Raw genomic sequence first — 20,350 nt, forward strand, 5'->3', positions numbered from 1 at the left:
CGAAACTTCATTGCGGTACGCCGGGTGCGGGTTGTGACATAGGCGGCTGAACAGGGACACGCCGCGCAGAAGGCACAGCTTTTGCTCCTCCTTTCCGGTCGGACAGTCATCGGAAAACCCGCCATGCTTCACTCTCATCTCACGACCCTCAATGCCGTTTCGCTGGTACTGGAAACGTTTTGTGCTGAGGGCTGGAGCAGCGAGGCGCTGCTGGCCGGAAGCGGCATCACGGAAGCAGACCTTCGTCGCCCGGACATTCGCATCACCACGTTTCAGGAAATGCAGGTCTGCGCCAATGCAGTGGCACTGCGAAGGGACATCGGCTTGCCCCTCGGCCGACGCATGCATGTGTCGTCCTATGGGATTCTCGGTTACGCGCTGCTCACCAGTGCCACATTGGGTGACGCTTTGCGGCTGGCACTCGCATATCCGGCGTTGCTGGGCACGCTGTTCGAGCTTGAGTTGGTCGACGAGGGGGAATGCATCTGGTTCTGTGCCAGCGACTACCGCGATGAGGAAGGGTTGCGGGTTTTCAACGCCGAGCTGTGCATGGCGTCGTTGAAAGTGATCTGCGATGACCTGTTGGGTGTCACACTGCCGTTGCTCGCGGCGCGCTTTACCCATTCGGCGCCCGAGTACCAGGCCAGCTACCGCGAGAGCTTTGCCTGCGATTTGCGTTTCGATGCGCACGACAACGCGTTTGCGTTTGACCGAAGCTGGCTCGATCGACCGCTTCCCTTGGCTGATCCCGTCACACACCGTGACATGCGCGAGCGTTGCCGCCGACAGAACATCGAGTTCACCGGGCGCCAGGCGTGGCTAGGCCGCATCCGCCATCTGCTCGCCGCCCAACTTGCGCAAACGCCGAGCCTGGCCATCCTCTCGCAACAGATGAATTGCTCCGAGCGCACATTACGCCGCCACTTGCAGGCCACCGGCAGCAGCTACCAGCAACTGCTCGATGAGCTGCGGTTCGAGCGGGCGAAACAGCTGTTGCAGGAGGATCAGATGCCAATTCACCGTATCGCCGAGGCGCTGGGCTTCAGCGAGACGGCAAGCTTCCGCCATGCGTTCATCCGCTGGAGCGGTGTGGCGCCGAGTCAATTCAGAGGCTGAAACGCCTTAAAACGAGTCGCTCCGCTCTGCTCAGGGGCGATTTTCGGACAGATTTTATGGCCGTCATTATCCTCTTTTGACCGTTTCCGTCGTTCTCCTGAAGACTGAGCGCCTCAAGAATGTGGGGCAAACAAGCCCACTGGAGAACAAGAATGCTGACGATCTATTCGGACGATCATCATCTGCATCACGGCCGCTGCGAGTTGATTGACGGCAAACTGATGCCCTGCTTCGAGATGCCCTCTCGGGCTGACCATGTGCTGCAGCGGGTACTGGACCGCGACATCGGGGCCGTGGAAGGCCCCGGTGATTTCGGCATCGAACCGATCAAGCGCATTCACACCGATGCGTTTCTGGCCTTTTTCAAAGGCGCATGGGACCGCTGGGCAGCCACCGGCCCGGAAGGCGACTTACTCCCTTACACCTGGCCTGCGCGCACATTGCGATCGGTCATTCCGACCAGCCTTCACGGCCAGTTGGGTTACTACACGTTCGATGCCGGCGCGCCGATTACCGCAGGGACCTGGCAGGCGGCCTACAGCGCCGCGCAGGTCGCACTCACTGCGCAAGCGGCAATCCAGCAAGGCGCCCGGAGTGCCTTCGCACTGTGCCGGCCGCCGGGACATCACGCCGCCAGCGACGTCATGGGCGGTTATTGCTACCTGAACAACGCCGCGATAGCCGCGCAGGCCTTTCTCGATCAGGGCCGTCGACAGGTTGCGATTCTGGATGTGGACTATCACCACGGCAACGGCACCCAGTCGATTTTCTACGACCGCAGCGACGTGCTGTTCGCTTCGATACACGGCCATCCGGACTTCGAATTTCCTTTCTTCCTCGGTTACGAAGATGAACGGGGCGAGGGTGCTGGCGAAGGTTTCAACTTCAATTACCCGTTGGCCGCTGGCAGCGACTGGCCTATCTGGAGCGCTGCGCTGGAAAAGGCCTGCGCGCAAATCGACCGCTTCGGCGCCGACATCCTGATCGTTTCCTTGGGCGTGGACACTTTCAAAGACGACCCGATCTCGCAATTCAAGCTGGACAGCCCGGATTACCTGCGCATGGGTGAACGTATTGCGCGGTTGGGCCTACCCACACTGTTCGTGATGGAGGGCGGCTACGCAGTCGAAGAGATCGGCATCAACGCCGTAAACGTGCTGGAAGGCTTTGAAAGCGTCTGACCCCTCCAATCTGCCCCTCCGAGACACGAAGAGAGAAAACGATGAACAGACTCAAGCGCCTCATTCTTCCCGCTGTCTGCGCGGCCATCTTCAGCAGCGCGACGTACGCCGACGAGCCCAAAACCCTGCGCGTTTATAACTGGTTCGACTACATCACCCCGCAGGCCCTGGAAAATTTCAAAAAGGAGACCAAGGTCCCCCTGATTTACGACATCTTCGACACCAATGAGGCACTGGAAGCGAAATTGCTCACAGGTAACTCGGGGTACGACGTTGTTGTGCCTTCCAACGTGTTTCTGGCCAAACAAATCCAAGCCGGTGTATTCCAGCCGCTGGACAAAAGCAAACTGACCCACTACTCGCACCTTGATCCCAGCCTGATGAAACTGCTGGAGGCGAACGATCCCGGCAACAAGTTTGCCGTCCCCTACATGTACGGGACCATATTGATCGGCTTCAACCCGGACAAGGTCAAAGCCGCGCTGGGCGACAACGCCCCCGTGAACAGCTGGGATTTGATCTTCAAGGAAGAGAACATCAGCAAACTGAAAGCCTGCGGCGTGACGCTGCTGGACTCACCTTCGGAAATTCTGCCATTGGCCTTGCAGCACCTGGGGCTCGATCCGAACAGCAAGAATCCGAAGGACTATGACAAGGCAGAAGCCTTACTGATGAAGATCCGCTCCTACATCACCTACTTCCATTCGTCCAAATACATGGCCGACATCGCGAATGGGGACATTTGCGTGGCGGTAGGTTATTCCGGCAGTTTCTCGCAGGCGGCGAACCGGGCCAAGGAAGCGAAGAACGGCGTCGTCGTGGACATGCGTCTGCCGAAGGAAGGCGCGCCGATCTGGTTCGACATGCTCGCCATTCCGAAGGGCGCCAAGGACGTCGAAGACGCCCACACCTTCATCAATTACTTGCTGCAACCGGATGTGATCGCACCGATCAGCGATTTCGTCGGCTACCCGAACCCGAACAAGGATGCGACCCCACTGGTTGACCCCGCGATCCGCAACAATCCGAACCTCTATCCAACCCCTGAGGCAATGAAGACGCTGTACACCCTCACCCCGCTGCCCCGTGATGCGGAGCGCGCCAGGACGCGGGTATGGACCAAGATCAAATCCGGCACCTAGTCGCAGCGGCCATTCTTCAGGCGAGCGACACGGCGAGGCAGACGACCTTCCCTGTCGCTCAACGCTGCATTTCCGTTGCATCTCGCAACATCGAGTTCAAATTGCCTGAAATATTCGCGCACAGCGCCTTCATCTGAATTTCATGCTCTGAAGCCTTGAACGGGCTCTGCAGATCGCTGCCGATCTTTTCGATGGCCAGCAGCATGAAACCTACGACGGTCGAGGCCAGTGGGGTGAACCAACCCAAGGTCTCGACCAGCCCGATCGGGACGATGATGCAGAACAGGGTAATGAACAGGCGCGGAAAGACCACGTAAGGGTATGGCAGCGGCGTATTGGCGATCCGCTCCATGCCCCCCTGGCAGTTGGAGATTTCCACCAGCGTCGCTTCTAGCCGTTCGAAACGAATACTGTCCAGGCGGCCTGCCTTGTATTCGTCCGCGAGTATCGCTGCAGATACGTTGAGGATGTCGTTGGGAAAGTTATTGGTGCGCTTGCGCCGTTCGTATTCTTCACGGGGAATCATGGCTGTCACATCTTCGGCGCAGTCTTCGCCCTTGAGATGCGAGGACAAACACTCGACGTACGCCACATGCCGGCGCAGCAGTACGGCCTTGACCGGGTTAAGTTGGCCTTCGTCGTCGATCAAGGTCAGCACCTGCCGCGCATAGCTGCGGGAATTGTTGACCAACGCCCCCCAGAGCGTGCGCGCTTCCCACCAGCGATTGTAGGCGCTTGAGTTTCTGAAACTGGTCAGCACCACCAGAGCCGACCCGAGCAGCGTCAGGGGCATGGACGGCAGCGTGATCTTGGGGTCCAGAAAAAGCATGAAATCCACCGTCACGATCACGTCCCAGATCAATAGCCAGAACAGCGACCATCCGATGTAGGTAAAGGTTTTGATCGTGGCCCGGTACTTCTTGATGATCGTTTCCTGCAATGGCGACCCCCTGGCTTTATGACGACCCGGCAACTGGCCCGGGATCCAAGGTGTTCGAATGCAGAGGGGATGATTCGTTCGCTGCTGGAAAACTCTGAAACATTCTTCGCACCGGCCCCCCCTTTGATATTTCATGGAACGAACCCGCCTCGCCCGTGCTCAACCCTGTCTGAACGTTTCAGCTACACGTCATGAGGAGAACGCCATGGGCTCGCCTGCTACGTCGAATGCCAATGAACACGATCAACTGACCATCAATACGATCCGCACGCTGGCTATGGATGCGGTGCAAAAGGCCAACTCAGGCCACCCCGGCACCCCTATGGCGCTCGCACCGGTGGGCTACACGCTGTGGAAAGAGTTCCTGCGCTATCACCCGGAACATCCCGACTGGCCCAATCGCGACCGGTTTGTGCTCTCGGTCGGCCACGCCTCCATGCTTTTGTACTCATTGCTGCACCTGGCAGGCGTGGTCGAGATCGACGAGCACGGCACTCCATCCGGCAAACCGGCGGTCAGCCTCGAGGACATCAAGCAGTTCCGTCAGATGAGCTCGAAGACGCCGGGTCACCCTGAATACCGAATGACCACAGGCGTGGAGACCACCACTGGCCCGCTGGGCCAAGGCTGCGCGAATAGCGTTGGGATGGCGATGGCCGAGCGTTGGCTGGGCGCGCATTTCAATCAGCCCGATGCGAAGTTGTTCGACTACAACGTGTACGTCCTGTGCGGGGATGGCGACATGATGGAAGGCGTTGCCGCCGAAGCCGCATCGATTGCCGGCCACCTGAAGCTGTCGAACCTGTGTTGGATCTATGACAACAACACGATCAGCATCGAAGGTCATACGGAGCTGGCTTACAGCGACGACGTGCAGAAACGCTTTGAGGGTTACGGGTGGAAAACCTTGCATGTGAAGGACGCCAACGATACGGCGGCCTTGGCCGAGGCAATCCGCGCTTTTCAGAGCACCACCGATGCGCCGACGTTGATCGTGGTCGACAGCGTGATCGGCTACGGCTCGCCGAACAAGCACAACACCGCGTCCGCCCACGGTGAGCCTCTGGGCGAGGACGAGATCAAACTGACCAAAAAAGCCTACGGCTGGGATGAAAACAGCAGTTTCTCGGTCCCTGAGGAGGCACGTCATCACTTGCGCGACGCGATGCTGAGCCGCAGTGCGAGCGAGTACGACGAATGGCAGAAGACCTTCGCGCAATTCGAAAAGGAACAACCTGCTCTCGCAGATGAGCTGCAACGGATGCGTGCGGGTGAGATGCCGGAAGGCTGGCGCAATACCGCCATGAGCTTCGATGCAGACCCCAAGGGCCTTGCCACACGGGCCTCAGGCGGCAAGGTGCTGAACGGCTTCGCGCAACAGATCCCCTGGCTGCTGGGTGGCTCGGCCGACCTGTCGCCATCGACCAAAACCAACCTGACGTTCGACGGCGCTGGCAGTTTCGCAGCCGGAAGCTATGGTGGCCGCAATCTGCATTTCGGGGTCAGGGAGCACGCCATGGGGGCTATCGCCAACGGGCTGGCGTTGTCCTACCTGCGACCTTACACCTCAACCTTTCTCGTCTTCAGCGACTACATGAAGCCGCCAATCCGTCTGGCGGCGATCATGGAACTGCCGGTGGTGTTCGTCTTCACCCACGACTCCATCGGCGTCGGTGAGGACGGTCCCACCCACCAGCCTATCGAGCACTTGACGCAATTGCGCGCCACACCTGGCCTGTTGACCCTGCGTCCAGGCGACGCCAACGAAACCGAGGAAGCCTGGAAAGTCGCGCTGGCGCAGACCCATAAACCCAGCTGCATCGTGCTGTCACGCCAGCCCATGCCGACGTTGGATCGCTCGGTGTACGCGAGCGCGGAGGGGGTCGCCAAAGGCGCGTACGTGTTGGCTGACGCCGTGGAAGGCAAGGTGGAGGTGATTCTGATCGCGACCGGCAGTGAAGTCGGCATGACCGTCGAAGCCTTCGAGCAACTCAAGGCAGCAGGGGTTGCCGCCCGCGTGGTGTCGATGCCAAGTTGGGAGCTGTTCGAGCACCAGGGCAAGGCCTACCGCGATAGCGTATTGCCCCCCGAGGTGAAGGCACGTGTGGTGGTGGAACAGGCTGGCCCGCTGGGATGGGACCGGTACGTGGGCCAGACGGGCGCGAAAATCGTCATGAACACCTTCGGCGCTTCGGCACCCATCGACAAGCTTCAGGCGAAGTTCGGGTTCTCTGTGGACAACATCGTCAAGGTCGCGAAAGCGCAGATCGGAAAATAATCAGCGCCAGCCACTGATCGTTCCAGATACGCCCCGCCGTGCCGTGAAAGTGCATTTGAAAAGGAAGCTTTCAAACACGCAATCGACTCACGTCGGCGGGGAGTCTCCCGGGAGCGTCAGTCCTTGATCAACATCCGCTCATTACTGTTGGGTGTCGCTCGCCTTCGAAGAAGAACGGGCGTAGGCGCACGCCCACGGCGTTACCTGCAAATGCTGCGATCAACCACAACCAGCCATGCAAGCTGCCTGATGCGATGCCGCTGAAATAGGCGCCGATGTTGCAGCCGTAGGCCAGACGCGAGCCATATCCCAACATCAGTCCGCCCAAGACCGCCGCGATCAGTGAACGCAGCGGAATGTTCAGGCTGGGCGCGAAACGCCCCGCCATGCCTGCAGCCACAGCTGCACCCAACATGATCCCGATGTCCATTACGGTGGTGATGTCTTCCCACACCGGCGCGGCCAGTGCTTTCGCATTGGCGGGCATTTGCCAAAACACCCAACTGCTCACATCGATGCCCAGCCCGCTGGCGACTTTCGCGCCCCACAATGCGAAGGCCGAGGTGATGCCCCAAGGTCGACCGGCCAGCGCTAACGTTGCGTAATTGAGCAGGGCTAGCGCGACCGCGCCCCACACCAGCGGCCACGGGCCTCGAAAAAAGCGGCGCACGCCGACATGTTCACTGGTCACGGCCGTTTCCAGTGCGCCGTGACGGCGTTTTTCCAGTTTCACGGTGATCAGGGCAATGAGAGCGAACAGCGCAAGGCTCATGACCAGGGCAGGCAGGACGCCGAAGGTCTTGACGATCGACGTCGCCGGGAAGGACGGCAACGAGAACCACCAGTCGGCGTGATGGGTGGCCACTACTGAACCGATGATGAAGAACAGAAGAGTCACCAGCATTCGAGCGTTGCCGCCCCCCACGGTAAACAGCGTGCCCGACGCACAGCCACCTCCCATTTGCATGCCGATACCGAACACGAACGCACCAAAGACCACCGACACGCCTGCCGGTGCGACGAGTCCGGTCACTGGCGAGCCAAATAAGGTGCCAGCACCGAGTGCCGGGAAAAACAGCACGACGGCGATCGATAGCATGATCATTTGCGCACGCAGGCCTGCACCCCGGCGTTCATTGATGAACACTCGCCAGGCCGAGGTAAAGCCGAAGGCGGCGTGGTAAAGGGTCAGTCCCAAGGCGGCGCCAACGAGCAGCAATGCCACTTGCTTGCCACCGACGGTGGTTTGAAGGAATAAAGCACCGATCACCAGCAGAGCGACGGCGAACAGCGGCGCGCCGAGCTTGCGCTCAGGCGTCGCAGAGAGAGGGAGGCTCATGAATGTGTCTCAGAACAGGTTAGCGATGAGGCGAGTATAACCCTCTAAGGGTGTCAGCTAGAAACGCAACGCGTGCACGCTGCAGGCAATTCAATGGCCCGCTCACCACACTTGGCGCAGCCGCTTCAGGGCGCAGGCAATATCGGTCTCTGGAACAGCGGCGAAACCCAATACCAAACCTGCCCGGCTATCCACGGGTATCTCTGAGTCGGGTAGCCAATAGTCGCTGAGCGGCGAAAACTCGACGTCCACGCTCGCGGCTGCGGCAATCAACTCCCGCTCTCGCTCGAGGCTATCCACTCCCACGCAAACATGCAGGCCGGCCAGTGGCTTGGGCATCGGGCGACAGCCCGCGATCTGATCGGGCCAGGCCGCCAGTAAGGCGTCGCGCCTATTCAGCGCAGCCCGGCGCATGCGCCGGATATGTCGTTGAAAGTGGCCTCCCGCGATGAAGTCGGCCATCACCCTCTGTGTCCCGACTTCAGAATGGCGCATGTCCACAGCCCGCCGCTGGCTGAACACGTCGACCAGATGGTGAGGCAGCACCAGATAACCCAATCGCAGTGCCGGGAACGCGACCTTGCCGAAGGTGCCGACGTAAATCACTCGACCGTGTCGGTCCAATGCGGCCAACGGCGCCAACGGTGCGCCGCTGTAACGGTACTCACCGTCATAATCGTCCTCCACGATCCAGCCCTGACTGCGCGCGGCCCATTCCAGCAATTCAAGGCGCCGCGCCAGGCTCATGGTGACACCCAGTGGGTATTGGTGGGACGGGGTGACGTAAGCCAATTTGCAACCGCCCCCTGCAGGACAGCGCATGCCCTCGCCGTCAACGGGCAGCCCCTCAAGCTTGGCACCCGCGATGGCGAAGGCATGTCCTGCGGCCCGATAGCCGGGATTCTCGATAGCGACGGCGTCTCCCTCGTTCAATAACAACTGTGCACAAAGTGAGATTGCCTGCTGTGCACCGGAGGTGATCACAATTTGTTCAGCGCTGCAGTGAAGGTCGCGGGATGTCTTGAGATAGACAGCGATCAACTCACGTAGCCGCCATTCCCCTGCCGGATCCCCGTAGCCCAAGTGATGCAAGCCCGGCTTTCGCCAGAAAGCCGCATGGAGCTTGCCCCACACGTCAAAGGGGAACAGATCGAAGGCGGGAATACCCACCCGAAAAGCCTTTGGAGCGCCGGTTTTGGGAGGGCTGAGATGATGCTCAGCAAGCACCCCAGCGGCGGTACTGTGGATAACTTCAAGCACCCCGTCACCCCGCTTACGGAAGGGATCTGTGGATAAACCTGTCGATAACCTTGGTGATAAGCCTGTGGATATTTTTGTGGATAATTGAGGCGGTGAAAGCTGCGCGATGTAAGTGCCGTCCCCAACACGCCCCTCTGTGAAGCCTTCTGCATACAGCTGGTCGTAGGCCCTCAGCACACTGTTTCGTGAGATCGCTAGCGCTGCGGCCAGATCACGAGTGGCGGGTAGACGGGTCCCCCCGCTCAGACGCCCGTCCAGGATCCGCAGGCGCAGCGCCTGGAATAACTGACGGCTCAAGCCTTGACGGCGGTCCAGCTCGATTCCGGCAAAATCGAATGTCATCGACGGCGTAGGAGGTGGCATGAATTGGCCCTATGAGATAGATCCCAAATGGTGCTTACGAAAGACCAATAGCCTGCCTAGGATAAGGCCAATCGCCAAGGACTATCTCATGTACATACCCAGCCATTTCAAAGACGACGACCTCGCGAGCCTGCACCGGGCTATGGAAGGCTCACGCCTGGCAACGGTAGTGACTGCGGATGCGGCCGGCCTCCAGGCGATTCACGTGCCGCTGCTGCTGGACCGTACACAGGGCCCCAACGGCATCCTCTTCGGTCACTTGGCCAAAGCCAATCCGCAGTGGAAGGCACTGGCATCGGGTGAGGCACTGGTGATTTTTCAGGGGGCTGATGCGTATGTAAGCCCTTCTTGGTACGCGGCAAAAACCGAGCACGGCAAGGTCGTACCCACTTGGAATTACACCGCCGTTCATGCCTATGGCCGAGCCGAGGTCTTCACCGATCCTGTGCGGCTGCTGCGGCTCGTCAGCGATCTGACCGATAAACACGAAGCGAACCGCGCTGAGCCCTGGGCCGTCAGTGATGCCCCGGCCGATTACATCACCAACATGCTGAGCGGCATCGTCGGCTTCGCCATTGCCATCGAGCGGCTGGAAGGCAAACGCAAGCTCAATCAGAACCGCAGCGCAGAAGACATCGCTGGCGTAAGTAGAGGATTGGCTAATAGCCAACACCCACGTGATCAGGAAATCGCTCGATTGATGAGCCAAGGAGAAAACTGTGCCTGACGTACAAATTCGCCCTGTCACCGCCGATGACCGCTCGGCATGGCTGCCGTTGTGGAAGGCCTACCTGACTTTCTACAAGACCGAATTGCCGGATGCGGTCACCGACAGCACGTGGAAGCGTTTCCTTGACAGCAATGAGCCGACCAACGCCGCCCTCGCCTGGCAGAACGGCAAAGCAGTGGGCTTGGTGCATTTCATCTATCACCGCTCGAACTGGAGCATCAATGTGTCCTGCTATCTTCAGGACCTGCTGGTGACGCCCGAGCAACGCGGCACAGGCATGGGGCGCAAGTTGATCGAACACGTTTACGCCACGGCGAAGAAAGCCGGTGCCGACAAGGTCCACTGGCTGACCCACGAAACGAATACGACCGCCATCCAACTGTACGAACGCATCGCTGAACGCCCCGGCTTCATCCAATTTCGCAAACCGCTCTGAGCGCTGGAACTCTGAACATGTCGAACCTTGAACACTGGCAAGCAGCAAAGCTGCCTGACAACCGTACGTTGAACGGGCACTTCATTCGTCTGGAAAAACTCGATGCCGCGCGCCACGGCGATGGTCTGTGGGCGGCATTGGAAGGCCCGGATTCCGATCCAAAGCTGTGGGACTACCTGGCCGTCGGGCCATTTACAGAGCGCGCAACGTTCGATGACTATCTGGCCAGCCTGCAAGACTCGACCGATCCGTGGTTCTACACGGTGATCGACCAGCAGACCGGCGCCATCGACGGCTTTCTCAGCTTAATGTCTATCGTGCCGAGCGCCGGACGCATCGAAATTGGTCACGTGACCTTCGGCGCTTCCATGCAGCGCACGCCGAAAAGCACCGAGGCGGTTTACCTACTGGCGAAAGAGTCCTTCGCACTGGGCAACCGTCGTCTGGAGTGGAAGTGCAATGCAGACAATGCCCGGTCCATCGCTGCAGCCAAGCGCTTCGGCTTCAGCTATGAGGGCACATTTCGCCAACACATGATCGTCAAAGGCAAGAACCGCAACACGGCCTGGTTTTCGATTATCGACAGCGAATGGCCCGCAGTCGAAAAGGCATTCGCTGCCTGGCTGGCTGTGGATAATTTCAAGGAAGGCAAACAAATCGACACATTGAGCCATTTCAGGTCGTTATAAACCTGTCATATCAAACAGCTATACAGGACGGCCTTTTCATAAAATAGGCCGTCCGTCATGTTCCGCGCCAAGAACCGTCTCGCCCTGCAAGTCGCTCTTATCGTCTCCAGCGGCTTCGCAGGCGAAGCCTTCGCCGTGCCTGAGCCTCAGGACCTTCTGATCACGACACCCGATCAAGCAGGCGTCAAATTGAGCGGCACCGACAAGCTGACCGTGACCAGCACCGGAGGCATCACGGCGAGCGGCAAGGCGGTCAGCTTCAATGACATGACCAGCGGGTCCGGTGTGGTTGTGGATAACAGCGGCACCATCAAATCCACTGGCGGGCGGGCGTTCGACAGCAGCGGCGACGAAACTCAATCGCGCAACTACAGCATCATCAACCGCTCGACGGGGGTGATCACCAGTACCGATGACGCCATCCGCATCGACACCGACTTTCCCAGCGGCCGCGTTCTGATCGACAACAGCGGCACCATTCGCTCGACAGCAGGCGGTCAGGGGATCGACATGGATTCGGTGCGGGGTGCGGGCGTGACGACCACCATCATCAACCGCGAGGGCGCACTGATTCGTGGCGACTTGAGCGACGGCATGAAGACCGGCTCGAACGCCACCATCACCAATTACGGCGAGATTTCCTCAGGCGACTCGACCAAAGCCGATCAGAAATTCGACGGCATCGACGTCGACTCGGCGACCGGCGTGACCCTCAACAACTACGGCCTGATTTCGGGTGGCCGCCACGGTATCACCACCGACCTGGGCGCCACGCTGACCAACTACAGCACGGGCATCATCATCGGCCGCAACGGCTCGGGCTTCGGTTCCGATGGCAATGGCACCGTGATCAACTACGGCACCATCATCGGTAGCAACAACGGCCTGCAGCCCAACGGCGACGGTGACGGCGTGGACATCGACCTGCTCGCCCACATCGAGAACTACGGCACCATCAAGGGTCTGGGCGCCAGCGGCGTGGACAAGAACGGTTTTGCCAACGGCAGCGAAGGCATCGCTGCCGGCGGTGGCTACATCTCCAACGCCAGCAATGCGCTGATCAGCAGCGTAGACAACGCCATTCTGGTCGACAACGGCAGCGACGGTCCCGGTGTGGCCGCCACGACGTTGATCAACCACGGCACCATCGAGGGTCTGGGTGGCTTCGGCGTGAAGTTTGTCGGCGAGTTCGCCGACACTGTCTACAACAATGGCTTGATCAGTGGCAGCAGCGGCCTGGCCATGGACATGGGCGGCGGTGACGACACCCTTGCATTGGGGCACAACAGCCAGTTCATCGGCGTAGTCGACGGCGGCACCGGCACTGACACGGTCATCATGGACGATGCGATGGGTGGCAGCTTCGGCGCCAGCCGGAACTTCGAAAAACTGCAAGTGCGCCAGGGGACCTGGACGCTGACCGGCAGTGGCGATTTCAGCGACGGCGGTAGCGTGTCCAACGGTGCAGCGCTGATCAACCAGGGCGGCATCGCGGGCGCCATGACAGTCGATCAGGGCGGCCTGTATGCAGGCGGCGGCACGGTGGGTGGGCTGAACGTCAACGGCACATTGGTCGCGAACAAAACCCTCGGTGCTGCGCAGGTCAACGGCAATCTCAACATGGGCAGCGGCTCGACAGTGGCCTTTGGCGCCGATGCAGACGGCGGCAGCGCGACGATCAAAGTCGGCGGCAACGCCAACCTCAACGGCGCCTCGCTGGTGGTCAATGCCAGTTCCGGCACTTACCCGTGGCAAAGCCAGTACACCGTGCTTCAGGCAGGCAGCATTAGTGGCACCTTTGGCAGCGTCACCAGCGATTACGCGTTTCTCACCCCGACACTCACCTATCAACCCACCCGTGTTGGCCTGACCTATACCCGTAACGACGTGGCCTTCAATGACTACGCCACCACCGGCAACGGCGTTCAGGCCGCGAACAGCCTGGCGACGCTGGGCAAGAACAATGCGCTGTACAAGGCATTGCTGAACACCAGCACGTCATCCGCAGGTACGGCCATTGAGCAACTGGCAGGCAGCAGCAACGCCAACCTGACCAGCGCGACGCTGAGTGGAACCTCTCAAGTCAGCGCCACCATGATGTCGGCGATGCAAGGGATGAGCAGCAGTTCCAGCCTGTTGGTCGGCAGGAACGACAAAGACACCCCGGCCCTCGCCGCCACTGGCATTCCAACCGCAGCGCGCAACCTGAACGACCCGAACGCACAGGGCCGTGTCTGGCTGCAGGGCATCGGCAGCTACGGCAAGCTCGACGGCGAACATGGCAGCGCCGGTCTGGAACAGCGCACCAAGGGGACGGTGCTGGGCGTGGACTGGTCGTTGACCCCCGCCTGGCGCATGGGTGTGCTGGGCGGTTATTCGCGCACTGATCTGGACAGCACGGGTGTGGACGGCAAGGTCAACAGTTGGCACGTCGGCGCCTACGCGCAGCGTCAGGATGGCCCGGTCGCGTTGCGCTTGGGCGCGGCTTATAGCCGTCATGATGGCGAGAGTAAACGCTCGGTGGCGTTCGATGGCTTCAGTGATCGTCCGAAAGGCGACTACGACGCCGACAGCCAGCAGGCATTCGCTGAATTGGGCTATCAAATGGGCAGCGGTCGTCTGAACGTCGAACCATTCGCCAACCTCGGCTACCAGCGCTACCACCGGGACAGCTACACCGAAAAAGGTGGCGCAGCGGCGTTGAGCGTCGACTCGCAAAGCCAGGACAATTTCAGCAGCGCCTTCGGTGTACGTCTGGCACAACTGACCCAACTGGAAAACGGCATGAGCCTTACACCACGGGGCAGCCTGGGCTGGCGCCACACCTACGGCGACGTCGACAGCAAAACCCGTCAGGCCTTCGTGCTGGGCGGCAGCGCATTCAGCGTTGAAGGTACTGCGCTGGATCGCGATGCCATGGTCGTTGAAGCCGGCCTGGATCTAGGAATCTCTGCTCGCCACACCCTTAGCGTCGGTTACAACGGTGAGCTGGGTAGCAACAGCCGCAATCATGCGTTGATGGGGCAGTGGCAGATGAGTTTCTAATCCGCAGCACGCTGGGCAAAAAAAAGAGGAGCCACGAGAGCTCCCCCAGAGGTAACCGTTCAGCCTCTCGCGTCTGTCCGCGGGAGGCTGTTCAATCAATGATCATTCGATCTCGACCAGAATCTCACCCGGATTCACGCGGTCGCCCTTGGCCACGTTGATGGCCACGACCTTGCCTGCCACGGCGGCCTGGACCTCGGTTTCCATCTTCATCGCCTCGGTGATCAGCACGGCCTGACCGGCCTTCACCACATCGCCTTCCTTGACCAACACATCGACGATGTTGCCCGGCATGGTCGTACTGACATGGCCCGGTTTGCTGGCTTGAGCGCGCTTGCCGATACCGCCACCGACGAATTCGTTGAGCGGTTCGAACACCACCTCTTCCGGCATGCCGTCGATGGACAGGTAAAAGTGCCGTTTGCCTTCGGCCTTGACGCCCACACCCGTGATGTCGACGCGGTAGCTTTCGCCGTGCACGTCGATGACGAATTCGGTCGGCACGCCTTCACCACTGGCCTTGGCGACTGCACCAGGCTCGGGGATCGGGAGCAGCGGCTCTGGTGACAACGTGCCTGCCGCGCGCTCTTCGAGAAACTTGCGTCCGATGTCTGGGAACATCGCGTAGGTGAGTACGTCTTCCTCCGATTGCGCCAGCGCGCCGATTTCGCCCCGCAGCTTGGTCATTTCCGGCTTCAGCAAATCGGCTGGCCGCACGTCGATCAGCTCTTCATTGCCGATGGCCTGGCGCCGCAATTTTTCGTCGATCTGACCAGGCGCCTTGCCATAACCGCCGGTGAGGTACAGCTTCACTTCGTTGGTGATGGTCTTGTAGCGCTCACCTGCCAATACGTTGAAAAACGCCTGCGTCCCGACGATCTGCGAAGTCGGCGTGACCAAAGGCGGATAGCCCAGGTCTTTGCGCACACGAGGAATCTCGGCCAACACTTCGTTCATTCGGTTCAGCGCGCCCTGCTCTTTGAGCTGGTTGGCGAGGTTGGAAATCATGCCGCCTGGCACTTGGTTGACCTGCACACGGGTATCGACAGCGGTGAACTCGCTTTCGAACTGGTGATATTTCTTGCGCACCGCGTAGAAATACAGGCCGATCTCCTGCAGCAGTTCCAGATCCAGTCCGGTGTCGAACTCGCTGCCCTTGAGTGCCGCAACCATCGATTCTGTGCCCGGATGGCTGGTACCCCAGGCAAAGCTGGAAATGGCCGTGTCGATGTGATCGGCGCCGTTCTCCACCGCTTTCAGCTGGCACATTGCAGCCAGGCCAGCGGTGTCGTGGGAGTGAATGAATACAGGCAGTGACTGCTCGGCTTTCAGCGCCTTGACCAGCTCGCCCGTGGCGAACGGTGTCAGCAGCCCGGCCATGTCCTTGATTGCGACCGAGTCGCAACCCATCGCTTCCATCTGCTTGGCCTGGCTCACGAACGCCTCGATGGTGTGCACCGGGCTGGTGGTGTAAGCAATGGTGCCTTGTGCGTGTTTGCCGGCAGCCTTCACCGCTTCGATGGCTACCCGCAGGTTACGGACATCGTTCATCGCATCGAAGATACGGAACACGTCGATGCCGTTAACCGCAGCCTTGGCGACGAAGGCCTTGACCACGTCGTCGCTGTAATGGCGGTAGCCCAGCAGGTTCTGGCCCCGCAGCAGCATCTGCAGACGGGTGTTCGGTAACGCTGCACGCAATTGACGCAGGCGCTCCCACGGGTCTTCTTTCAGAAAGCGCACACACGCGTCGAATGTCGCGCCGCCCCAGACCTCCAGCGACCAGTAGCCGACCTTGTCGAGCTTCTCGCAGATCGGCAGCATGTCCTCGGTGCGCATGCGGGTGGCCAGCAACGATTGGTGGGCGTCGCGCAGGATGGTGTCCGTTACAAAGATCTTCTTCGTCATTCTTATCTCCTCACCAGCGTCGAGCTCCAAGCCACAAGCTACAAGTCAGCACGCGTACGGCTTTTACTTGAGGCTTGCAGCTCGCAGCTTGAGGCTGCTGTTAAAGGCCTGCGTGGGCGGCAATGGCGGCGGCGATGGCCAAAGCCAACTCTTCGGGTTTGCGCTTGATCGAGTAGTTGGTCAGTTCCGGGTGGCTTTCAACGAAGCTGGTGTTGAACTGACCGCTGCGGAACTCCGGATTGCGCAAGATTTCCTGGTAATACGCCGCGGTGGTTTTCACCCCTTGCAGGCGCATGTCATCCAACGCCCGAAGGCCACGGTCCATCGCCTCTTCCCACGTGAGTGCCCAAACGATCAGTTTCAGACACATGGAGTCGTAGAACGGCGGAATGGTGTAACCGGTGTAGATCGCCGTGTCCGTGCGCACCCCCGGGCCCCCAGGGGCGTAGTAACGGGTCACCTTGCCGAAACTGGGCAGGAAGTTGTTCTTCGGGTCTTCGGCGTTGATGCGGAACTGCAACGCGAAGCCACGATGAATGATGTCCTCCTGCTTGACCGACAGCGGCAGGCCAGAGGCGATGCGGATCTGCTCGCGAACGATGTCGATCCCGGTGATTTCCTCGGTGATGGTGTGTTCCACCTGCACCCGGGTGTTCATCTCCATGAAGTACACCTCGCCTTCGGCGAGCAAGAACTCCACGGTACCGGCATTCTCGTAACCCACTGCTTTGGCCGCGCGCACGGACAGGTCGCCGATGTAGGCTCGCTGCTCTGGCGTCAACTGAGGGCTGGGCGCGATTTCGATGAGCTTCTGGTTGCGACGCTGGATGGAGCAATCTCGCTCGAACAGATGCACCACGTTACCGAAGCGGTCACCGAGGATTTGCGCCTCGATGTGCTTGGGGTTGACGATGCATTTTTCGAGGAACACCTCCGCCTTGCCGAACGCTTTGGTCGCCTCGGAAATCACCCGTGGAAACGCCTGTTCCAGCTCATCTCGACTGTTGCAACGACGGATGCCCCGCCCGCCCCCGCCCGAGGTGGCCTTGAGCATCACCGGGTAACCGATGCGGTCCCCTTCGGCCAAGGCTTCGGTGATGTCCGCCACGTTGCCCTCGGTGCCGGGAGTAACGGGCACGCCGGCCTTGATCATGCTGCGTCGGGCTTCGGTCTTGTCACCCATGCGGCGAATCACTTCAGCGGAAGGTCCGATGAATTTGATCCCGCGCTCGGCGCAGATTTCAGCCAGCTCAGCGTTTTCCGAAAGGAAGCCATACCCGGGATGCAACGCATCACAACCGGTCTCCACGGCCAGATTCACCAATTTGCGCGGGTTCAGGTACCCCTCCAGAGGGTCCGAACCGATGCCATACGCCTCATCAGCACGCTTCACATGAAGGGCATGACGATCTGCGTCAGAGTAGATCGCCACCGAGCGAATGCCCATTTCGGCGCAGGCGCGCACGATACGAACAGCGATTTCCCCACGGTTGGCGATCAGGATTTTTGTTATCACTGGCATTTCCTCGACCGATGAGCAGACGGACCGGTAGACCCGGTCAGCACGTCGCGACATTCCGTAACTTCATGTTGCGTCGCAGCGATGCATGCACCCTAAGTCCAATCAGCAATTAATAAAAATGAGTAAAAATTGGGATTACCATAAGTAAAGACTTATAGTCTTGGTTTCGATCATCGAGAGAGCGTTGGCAAAATGCGTAAGTCATTGATGCGTATGACATTGCGTCAGCTACGCGTTTTCAACGAGGTCTGCGATTTACGTTCATACAGCCGCGCGGCAGAAGAAATGTCGCTGACGCAGCCTGCCGTTAGCCTGCAGATCCGGCAGCTGGAAGAACTCGTTGGGCAGCCTCTTTTTGAGTATGTCGGTAAAAAGCTTTACCTGACCGAGGCTGCCGAAGCGTTGCAATTGGCCAGCCGCGATATTTTCGGGCGCCTTGAAAGCCTCGACATGCAGCTTTCCGACATGCAGGGCTCGTTGCAGGGGCAACTGAAGCTTGCGATCGAGTCCAGCGCGAAGTATTTCGTTCCGCACCTATTCGCCGCATTTAAGCGCCAATACCCTGAAGTCATGCTCAGTCTGACCGTCGTCAACCGCGCCCAGGTGATTCGTCGACTCTCCGACAATCGAGACGATCTGGTGGTGATGTCGATGGTTCCACAAGACATGGGGCTGGAGTTTCTGCCGTTCCTGAACAACCCCATCGTGGCCGTCTCCAGACCCGATCATCCTCTCGCTCAACTGGCGGAACCGTCCTTAAAAGACCTGGAAAGCCACACGTTGGTAGTCCGGGAACAGGGCTCTGGCACGCGCAAGGCCTGCGAGGAATACTTCAAAGAAAAGCGCATTCACTTCGATAGCGCTCTGGAAGTGTCGTCCGCCGAAGCACAACGCGAATGCGTGGTGGCGGGGCTCGGCGTCGCGTTGCTGACCCGCCACGCGCTGAGTCTGGAGCTGGCCGCAGGCACCCTGAAAGAGCTGCCGGTGGCCGAGCTGCCGCTTTATCGAAGCTGGTGCGTCGTTCAGGCCAGAGAGAAACGTCTGTCACCAGTGGCGCACGCTTTCCTGGCCTTCATTCGCACGGAGCGGGCGCAGATCAGCGAGCTGGTCAAACGCTTTGACGGGCACCTTCGGACAGGCTAGCGAGCCGCCAGTGGCCTTCCGTCGCTTCGAGGTAGTCATCGAATTCAAGGCTCAGGCGACGGTCTTCGAAGCGGGTCTCGATCGCACGCCGAAAGGCCATGCGTCGTTGATCTTCTTGCTGACGGCGAGTCTTGGCGCTGGTGTGCTGCTGTGAGTCATCGTAGTGCCGAGGCATATCCTGTCTCCCATTGCGTGTGCGGAAGTACAGCATGGCGCTCAGCCGTGACGATCAGGTGGCGCGGCGATTACAAGTTGGTGAAGGGTGCAGAGCGCAAAGCCCGGTCTCAATCACCGCGCGCTGGCTCAATCTTCTGCCGACTTTATGGATTTCGGCGACAGACGCAGACTGCGCAAACTGCGCTTGACGCTCTTCAGGTGGTTGACCAGCGTCGGCCCGCGCGCCATTGCGACCCCCATCGCCAGCACATCGATCACGACCAGATGGGCGATTCGGGAGGTCAGAGGCGTATAGATTTCGGTGTCTTCGTGCACATCGATCGCCAGGTTGACGGTCGACAGCTCGGCCAACGGTGTCTGACTTGGGCACAGCGTGATCAGGTTGGCGCCGCTTTCGCGAACCAGGTTGGCGGTGATCAGCAGGTCCTTCGAGCGCCCGGACTGAGAGATGCACACCGCGACGTCCGACGGTTTGAGGGTGACTGCGGACATCGCTTGCATGTGCGGATCGGAGTAGGACGCCGCCGTTAGCAACAGCCTGAAAAATTTGTGCTGCGCATCCGCCGCAACCGCGCCGGATGCGCCGAATCCGTAGAACTCGACACGCTGCGCGGCAGCCATCACTGTCACTGCGGCTTGCAGTGCATGAGGGTCGAGCTTTTCCCGAACCTCCATCAGCGTATGCAGCGTGGTATCGAAAATTTTCAGGCTGTAGTCCGCGACCGAGTCATCCTCATGAATCGCGAACTGCCCGAAACTGGCCCCTGCGGCGAGGCTTTGGGCAAGCTTGAGCTTCAAGTCCTGAAACCCCGTGCACCCGATGGCGCGACAGAAGCGCACGATGGTCGGCTCGCTGATGCCGACACTGTGGGCCAGATCGGCCATGGAACTGTGCATGACAGCCGCAGGGTCAAGCAGCACATGGTCGGCTACCTTGAGCTCTGACTTACGCAAGAGATGGCGGGACTGGGCAATGTGCTGCAACAGATTCAAAGGGCAGGACTCATTGAGGATGATGGGCCGGGCTGTAGCTTTCTTGTAGTTATACTACATGACCTGCAAACCGCACAGCTAAACGAGC

16 protein-coding genes are annotated in these 20,350 nt (G+C 59.8%); 9 read left to right on the forward strand and 7 right to left on the reverse strand.

The window, feature by feature from the left end:
* Nucleotides 1–123 precede the first annotated feature (123 nt).
* From N5D61_RS06485 to N5D61_RS06495, 3 genes are all read left to right on the forward strand, one after another.
* The gene (locus tag N5D61_RS06485; protein ID WP_279891485.1) at nt 124–1,116 is read left to right on the forward strand and encodes an AraC family transcriptional regulator; all 993 of its coding nucleotides are present in this window, start codon (nt 124–126) and stop codon (nt 1,114–1,116) included.
* Nucleotides 1,117–1,268: 152 nt separating this feature from the next.
* Nucleotides 1,269–2,297, forward strand: coding sequence for a histone deacetylase family protein (locus N5D61_RS06490; protein ID WP_279891486.1), 1,029 nt, complete (start codon nt 1,269–1,271; stop codon nt 2,295–2,297).
* Nucleotides 2,298–2,338: 41 nt separating this feature from the next.
* Entirely contained in the window at nt 2,339–3,439 is a 1,101-nt protein-coding gene (locus N5D61_RS06495) for a polyamine ABC transporter substrate-binding protein (protein WP_279891487.1), read from the forward strand.
* Between the two features lie 58 nt (nt 3,440–3,497).
* Here the strand turns inward: N5D61_RS06495 and N5D61_RS06500 are convergent, their stop codons facing one another.
* Nucleotides 3,498–4,379, reverse strand: coding sequence for a bestrophin family ion channel (locus N5D61_RS06500; RefSeq protein ID WP_108236244.1), 882 nt, complete (start codon nt 4,377–4,379; stop codon nt 3,498–3,500).
* 205 nt (nt 4,380–4,584) lie between these two features.
* On the opposite strand from N5D61_RS06500, the gene tkt reads away from it, so the two are divergent.
* Nucleotides 4,585–6,657: a transketolase gene (tkt, locus tag N5D61_RS06505; RefSeq protein WP_279891488.1), complete on the forward strand. Its 2,073-nt coding sequence runs from the start codon at nt 4,585–4,587 to the stop codon at nt 6,655–6,657.
* 127 nt (nt 6,658–6,784) lie between these two features.
* On the opposite strand, the gene N5D61_RS06510 is transcribed toward tkt, so the two are convergent.
* Nucleotides 6,785–7,996 (reverse strand): YeeE/YedE family protein, encoded by a 1,212-nt coding sequence (locus N5D61_RS06510; protein WP_279891489.1) that lies wholly within the window; start codon nt 7,994–7,996, stop codon nt 6,785–6,787.
* Between the two features lie 102 nt (nt 7,997–8,098).
* The gene (locus N5D61_RS06515) at nt 8,099–9,619 is read right to left on the reverse strand and encodes a PLP-dependent aminotransferase family protein (RefSeq protein ID WP_279891490.1); all 1,521 of its coding nucleotides are present in this window, start codon (nt 9,617–9,619) and stop codon (nt 8,099–8,101) included.
* 88 nt (nt 9,620–9,707) lie between these two features.
* On the opposite strand from N5D61_RS06515, the gene N5D61_RS06520 reads away from it, so the two are divergent.
* The 4 genes from N5D61_RS06520 to N5D61_RS06535 are packed head-to-tail and all read left to right on the forward strand — an operon-like array spanning nt 9,708 to nt 14,519.
* Nucleotides 9,708–10,346, forward strand: coding sequence for an FMN-binding negative transcriptional regulator (locus N5D61_RS06520; RefSeq protein ID WP_279891492.1), 639 nt, complete (start codon nt 9,708–9,710; stop codon nt 10,344–10,346).
* Entirely contained in the window at nt 10,339–10,785 is a 447-nt protein-coding gene (locus tag N5D61_RS06525) for a GNAT family N-acetyltransferase (RefSeq protein WP_279891494.1), read from the forward strand. The genes N5D61_RS06520 and N5D61_RS06525 overlap by 8 nt, the downstream gene beginning before the upstream one ends.
* 17 nt (nt 10,786–10,802) lie before the next feature.
* Nucleotides 10,803–11,474 (forward strand): GNAT family protein, encoded by a 672-nt coding sequence (locus N5D61_RS06530; RefSeq protein WP_108236250.1) that lies wholly within the window; start codon nt 10,803–10,805, stop codon nt 11,472–11,474.
* A 57-nt stretch (nt 11,475–11,531) separates the two neighbouring features.
* Nucleotides 11,532–14,519 (forward strand): autotransporter domain-containing protein, encoded by a 2,988-nt coding sequence (locus N5D61_RS06535; RefSeq protein ID WP_279891496.1) that lies wholly within the window; start codon nt 11,532–11,534, stop codon nt 14,517–14,519.
* 102 nt (nt 14,520–14,621) lie between these two features.
* Here the strand turns inward: N5D61_RS06535 and oadA are convergent, their stop codons facing one another.
* Together oadA and N5D61_RS06545 are read right to left on the reverse strand one after the other, a co-directional pair.
* Nucleotides 14,622–16,427 (reverse strand): sodium-extruding oxaloacetate decarboxylase subunit alpha, encoded by a 1,806-nt coding sequence (gene oadA, locus N5D61_RS06540; protein WP_279891497.1) that lies wholly within the window; start codon nt 16,425–16,427, stop codon nt 14,622–14,624.
* A gap of 100 nt (nt 16,428–16,527) precedes the next feature.
* Nucleotides 16,528–17,943: an acetyl-CoA carboxylase biotin carboxylase subunit gene (locus tag N5D61_RS06545; protein ID WP_279891626.1), complete on the reverse strand. Its 1,416-nt coding sequence runs from the start codon at nt 17,941–17,943 to the stop codon at nt 16,528–16,530.
* Between the two features lie 198 nt (nt 17,944–18,141).
* Here N5D61_RS06545 and N5D61_RS06550 point away from each other — a divergent pair, with 198 nt between their 5' ends.
* Entirely contained in the window at nt 18,142–19,092 is a 951-nt protein-coding gene (locus N5D61_RS06550; RefSeq protein WP_279891499.1) for a LysR family transcriptional regulator, read from the forward strand.
* Here N5D61_RS06550 and N5D61_RS06555 read toward each other — a convergent pair.
* The gene (locus N5D61_RS06555) at nt 19,058–19,267 is read right to left on the reverse strand and encodes a hypothetical protein (RefSeq protein ID WP_108236254.1); all 210 of its coding nucleotides are present in this window, start codon (nt 19,265–19,267) and stop codon (nt 19,058–19,060) included. The two genes, N5D61_RS06550 and N5D61_RS06555, sit on opposite strands and share 35 nt — an antisense overlap.
* A 128-nt stretch (nt 19,268–19,395) precedes the next feature.
* Entirely contained in the window at nt 19,396–20,262 is an 867-nt protein-coding gene (hexR, locus tag N5D61_RS06560) for a transcriptional regulator HexR (protein WP_108236255.1), read from the reverse strand.
* Nucleotides 20,263–20,350: the final 88 nt, after the last annotated feature.

The sequence above is a fragment of the Pseudomonas sp. GD03842 genome, assembly GCF_029841165.1.
Taxonomy (GTDB): domain Bacteria; phylum Pseudomonadota; class Gammaproteobacteria; order Pseudomonadales; family Pseudomonadaceae; genus Aquipseudomonas.

Bases quoted from the DNA above. Each gene is read 5' to 3' on its own strand.
- N5D61_RS06515 (WP_279891490.1), bottom strand. From the start codon at position 9,619: ATGCCACCTCCTACGCCGTCGATGACATTCGATTTTGCCGGAATCGAG.
- tkt (WP_279891488.1), top strand. From the start codon at position 4,585: ATGGGCTCGCCTGCTACGTCGAATGCCAATGAACACGATCAACTGACC.
- N5D61_RS06495 (WP_279891487.1), top strand. From the start codon at position 2,339: ATGAACAGACTCAAGCGCCTCATTCTTCCCGCTGTCTGCGCGGCCATC.
- oadA (WP_279891497.1), bottom strand. From the start codon at position 16,427: ATGACGAAGAAGATCTTTGTAACGGACACCATCCTGCGCGACGCCCAC.
- N5D61_RS06485 (WP_279891485.1), top strand. From the start codon at position 124: ATGCTTCACTCTCATCTCACGACCCTCAATGCCGTTTCGCTGGTACTG.
- N5D61_RS06530 (WP_108236250.1), top strand. From the start codon at position 10,803: ATGTCGAACCTTGAACACTGGCAAGCAGCAAAGCTGCCTGACAACCGT.
- N5D61_RS06555 (WP_108236254.1), bottom strand. From the start codon at position 19,267: ATGCCTCGGCACTACGATGACTCACAGCAGCACACCAGCGCCAAGACT.
- N5D61_RS06490 (WP_279891486.1), top strand. From the start codon at position 1,269: ATGCTGACGATCTATTCGGACGATCATCATCTGCATCACGGCCGCTGC.
- N5D61_RS06510 (WP_279891489.1), bottom strand. From the start codon at position 7,996: ATGAGCCTCCCTCTCTCTGCGACGCCTGAGCGCAAGCTCGGCGCGCCG.
- N5D61_RS06550 (WP_279891499.1), top strand. From the start codon at position 18,142: ATGCGTAAGTCATTGATGCGTATGACATTGCGTCAGCTACGCGTTTTC.
- N5D61_RS06535 (WP_279891496.1), top strand. From the start codon at position 11,532: ATGTTCCGCGCCAAGAACCGTCTCGCCCTGCAAGTCGCTCTTATCGTC.
- N5D61_RS06520 (WP_279891492.1), top strand. From the start codon at position 9,708: ATGTACATACCCAGCCATTTCAAAGACGACGACCTCGCGAGCCTGCAC.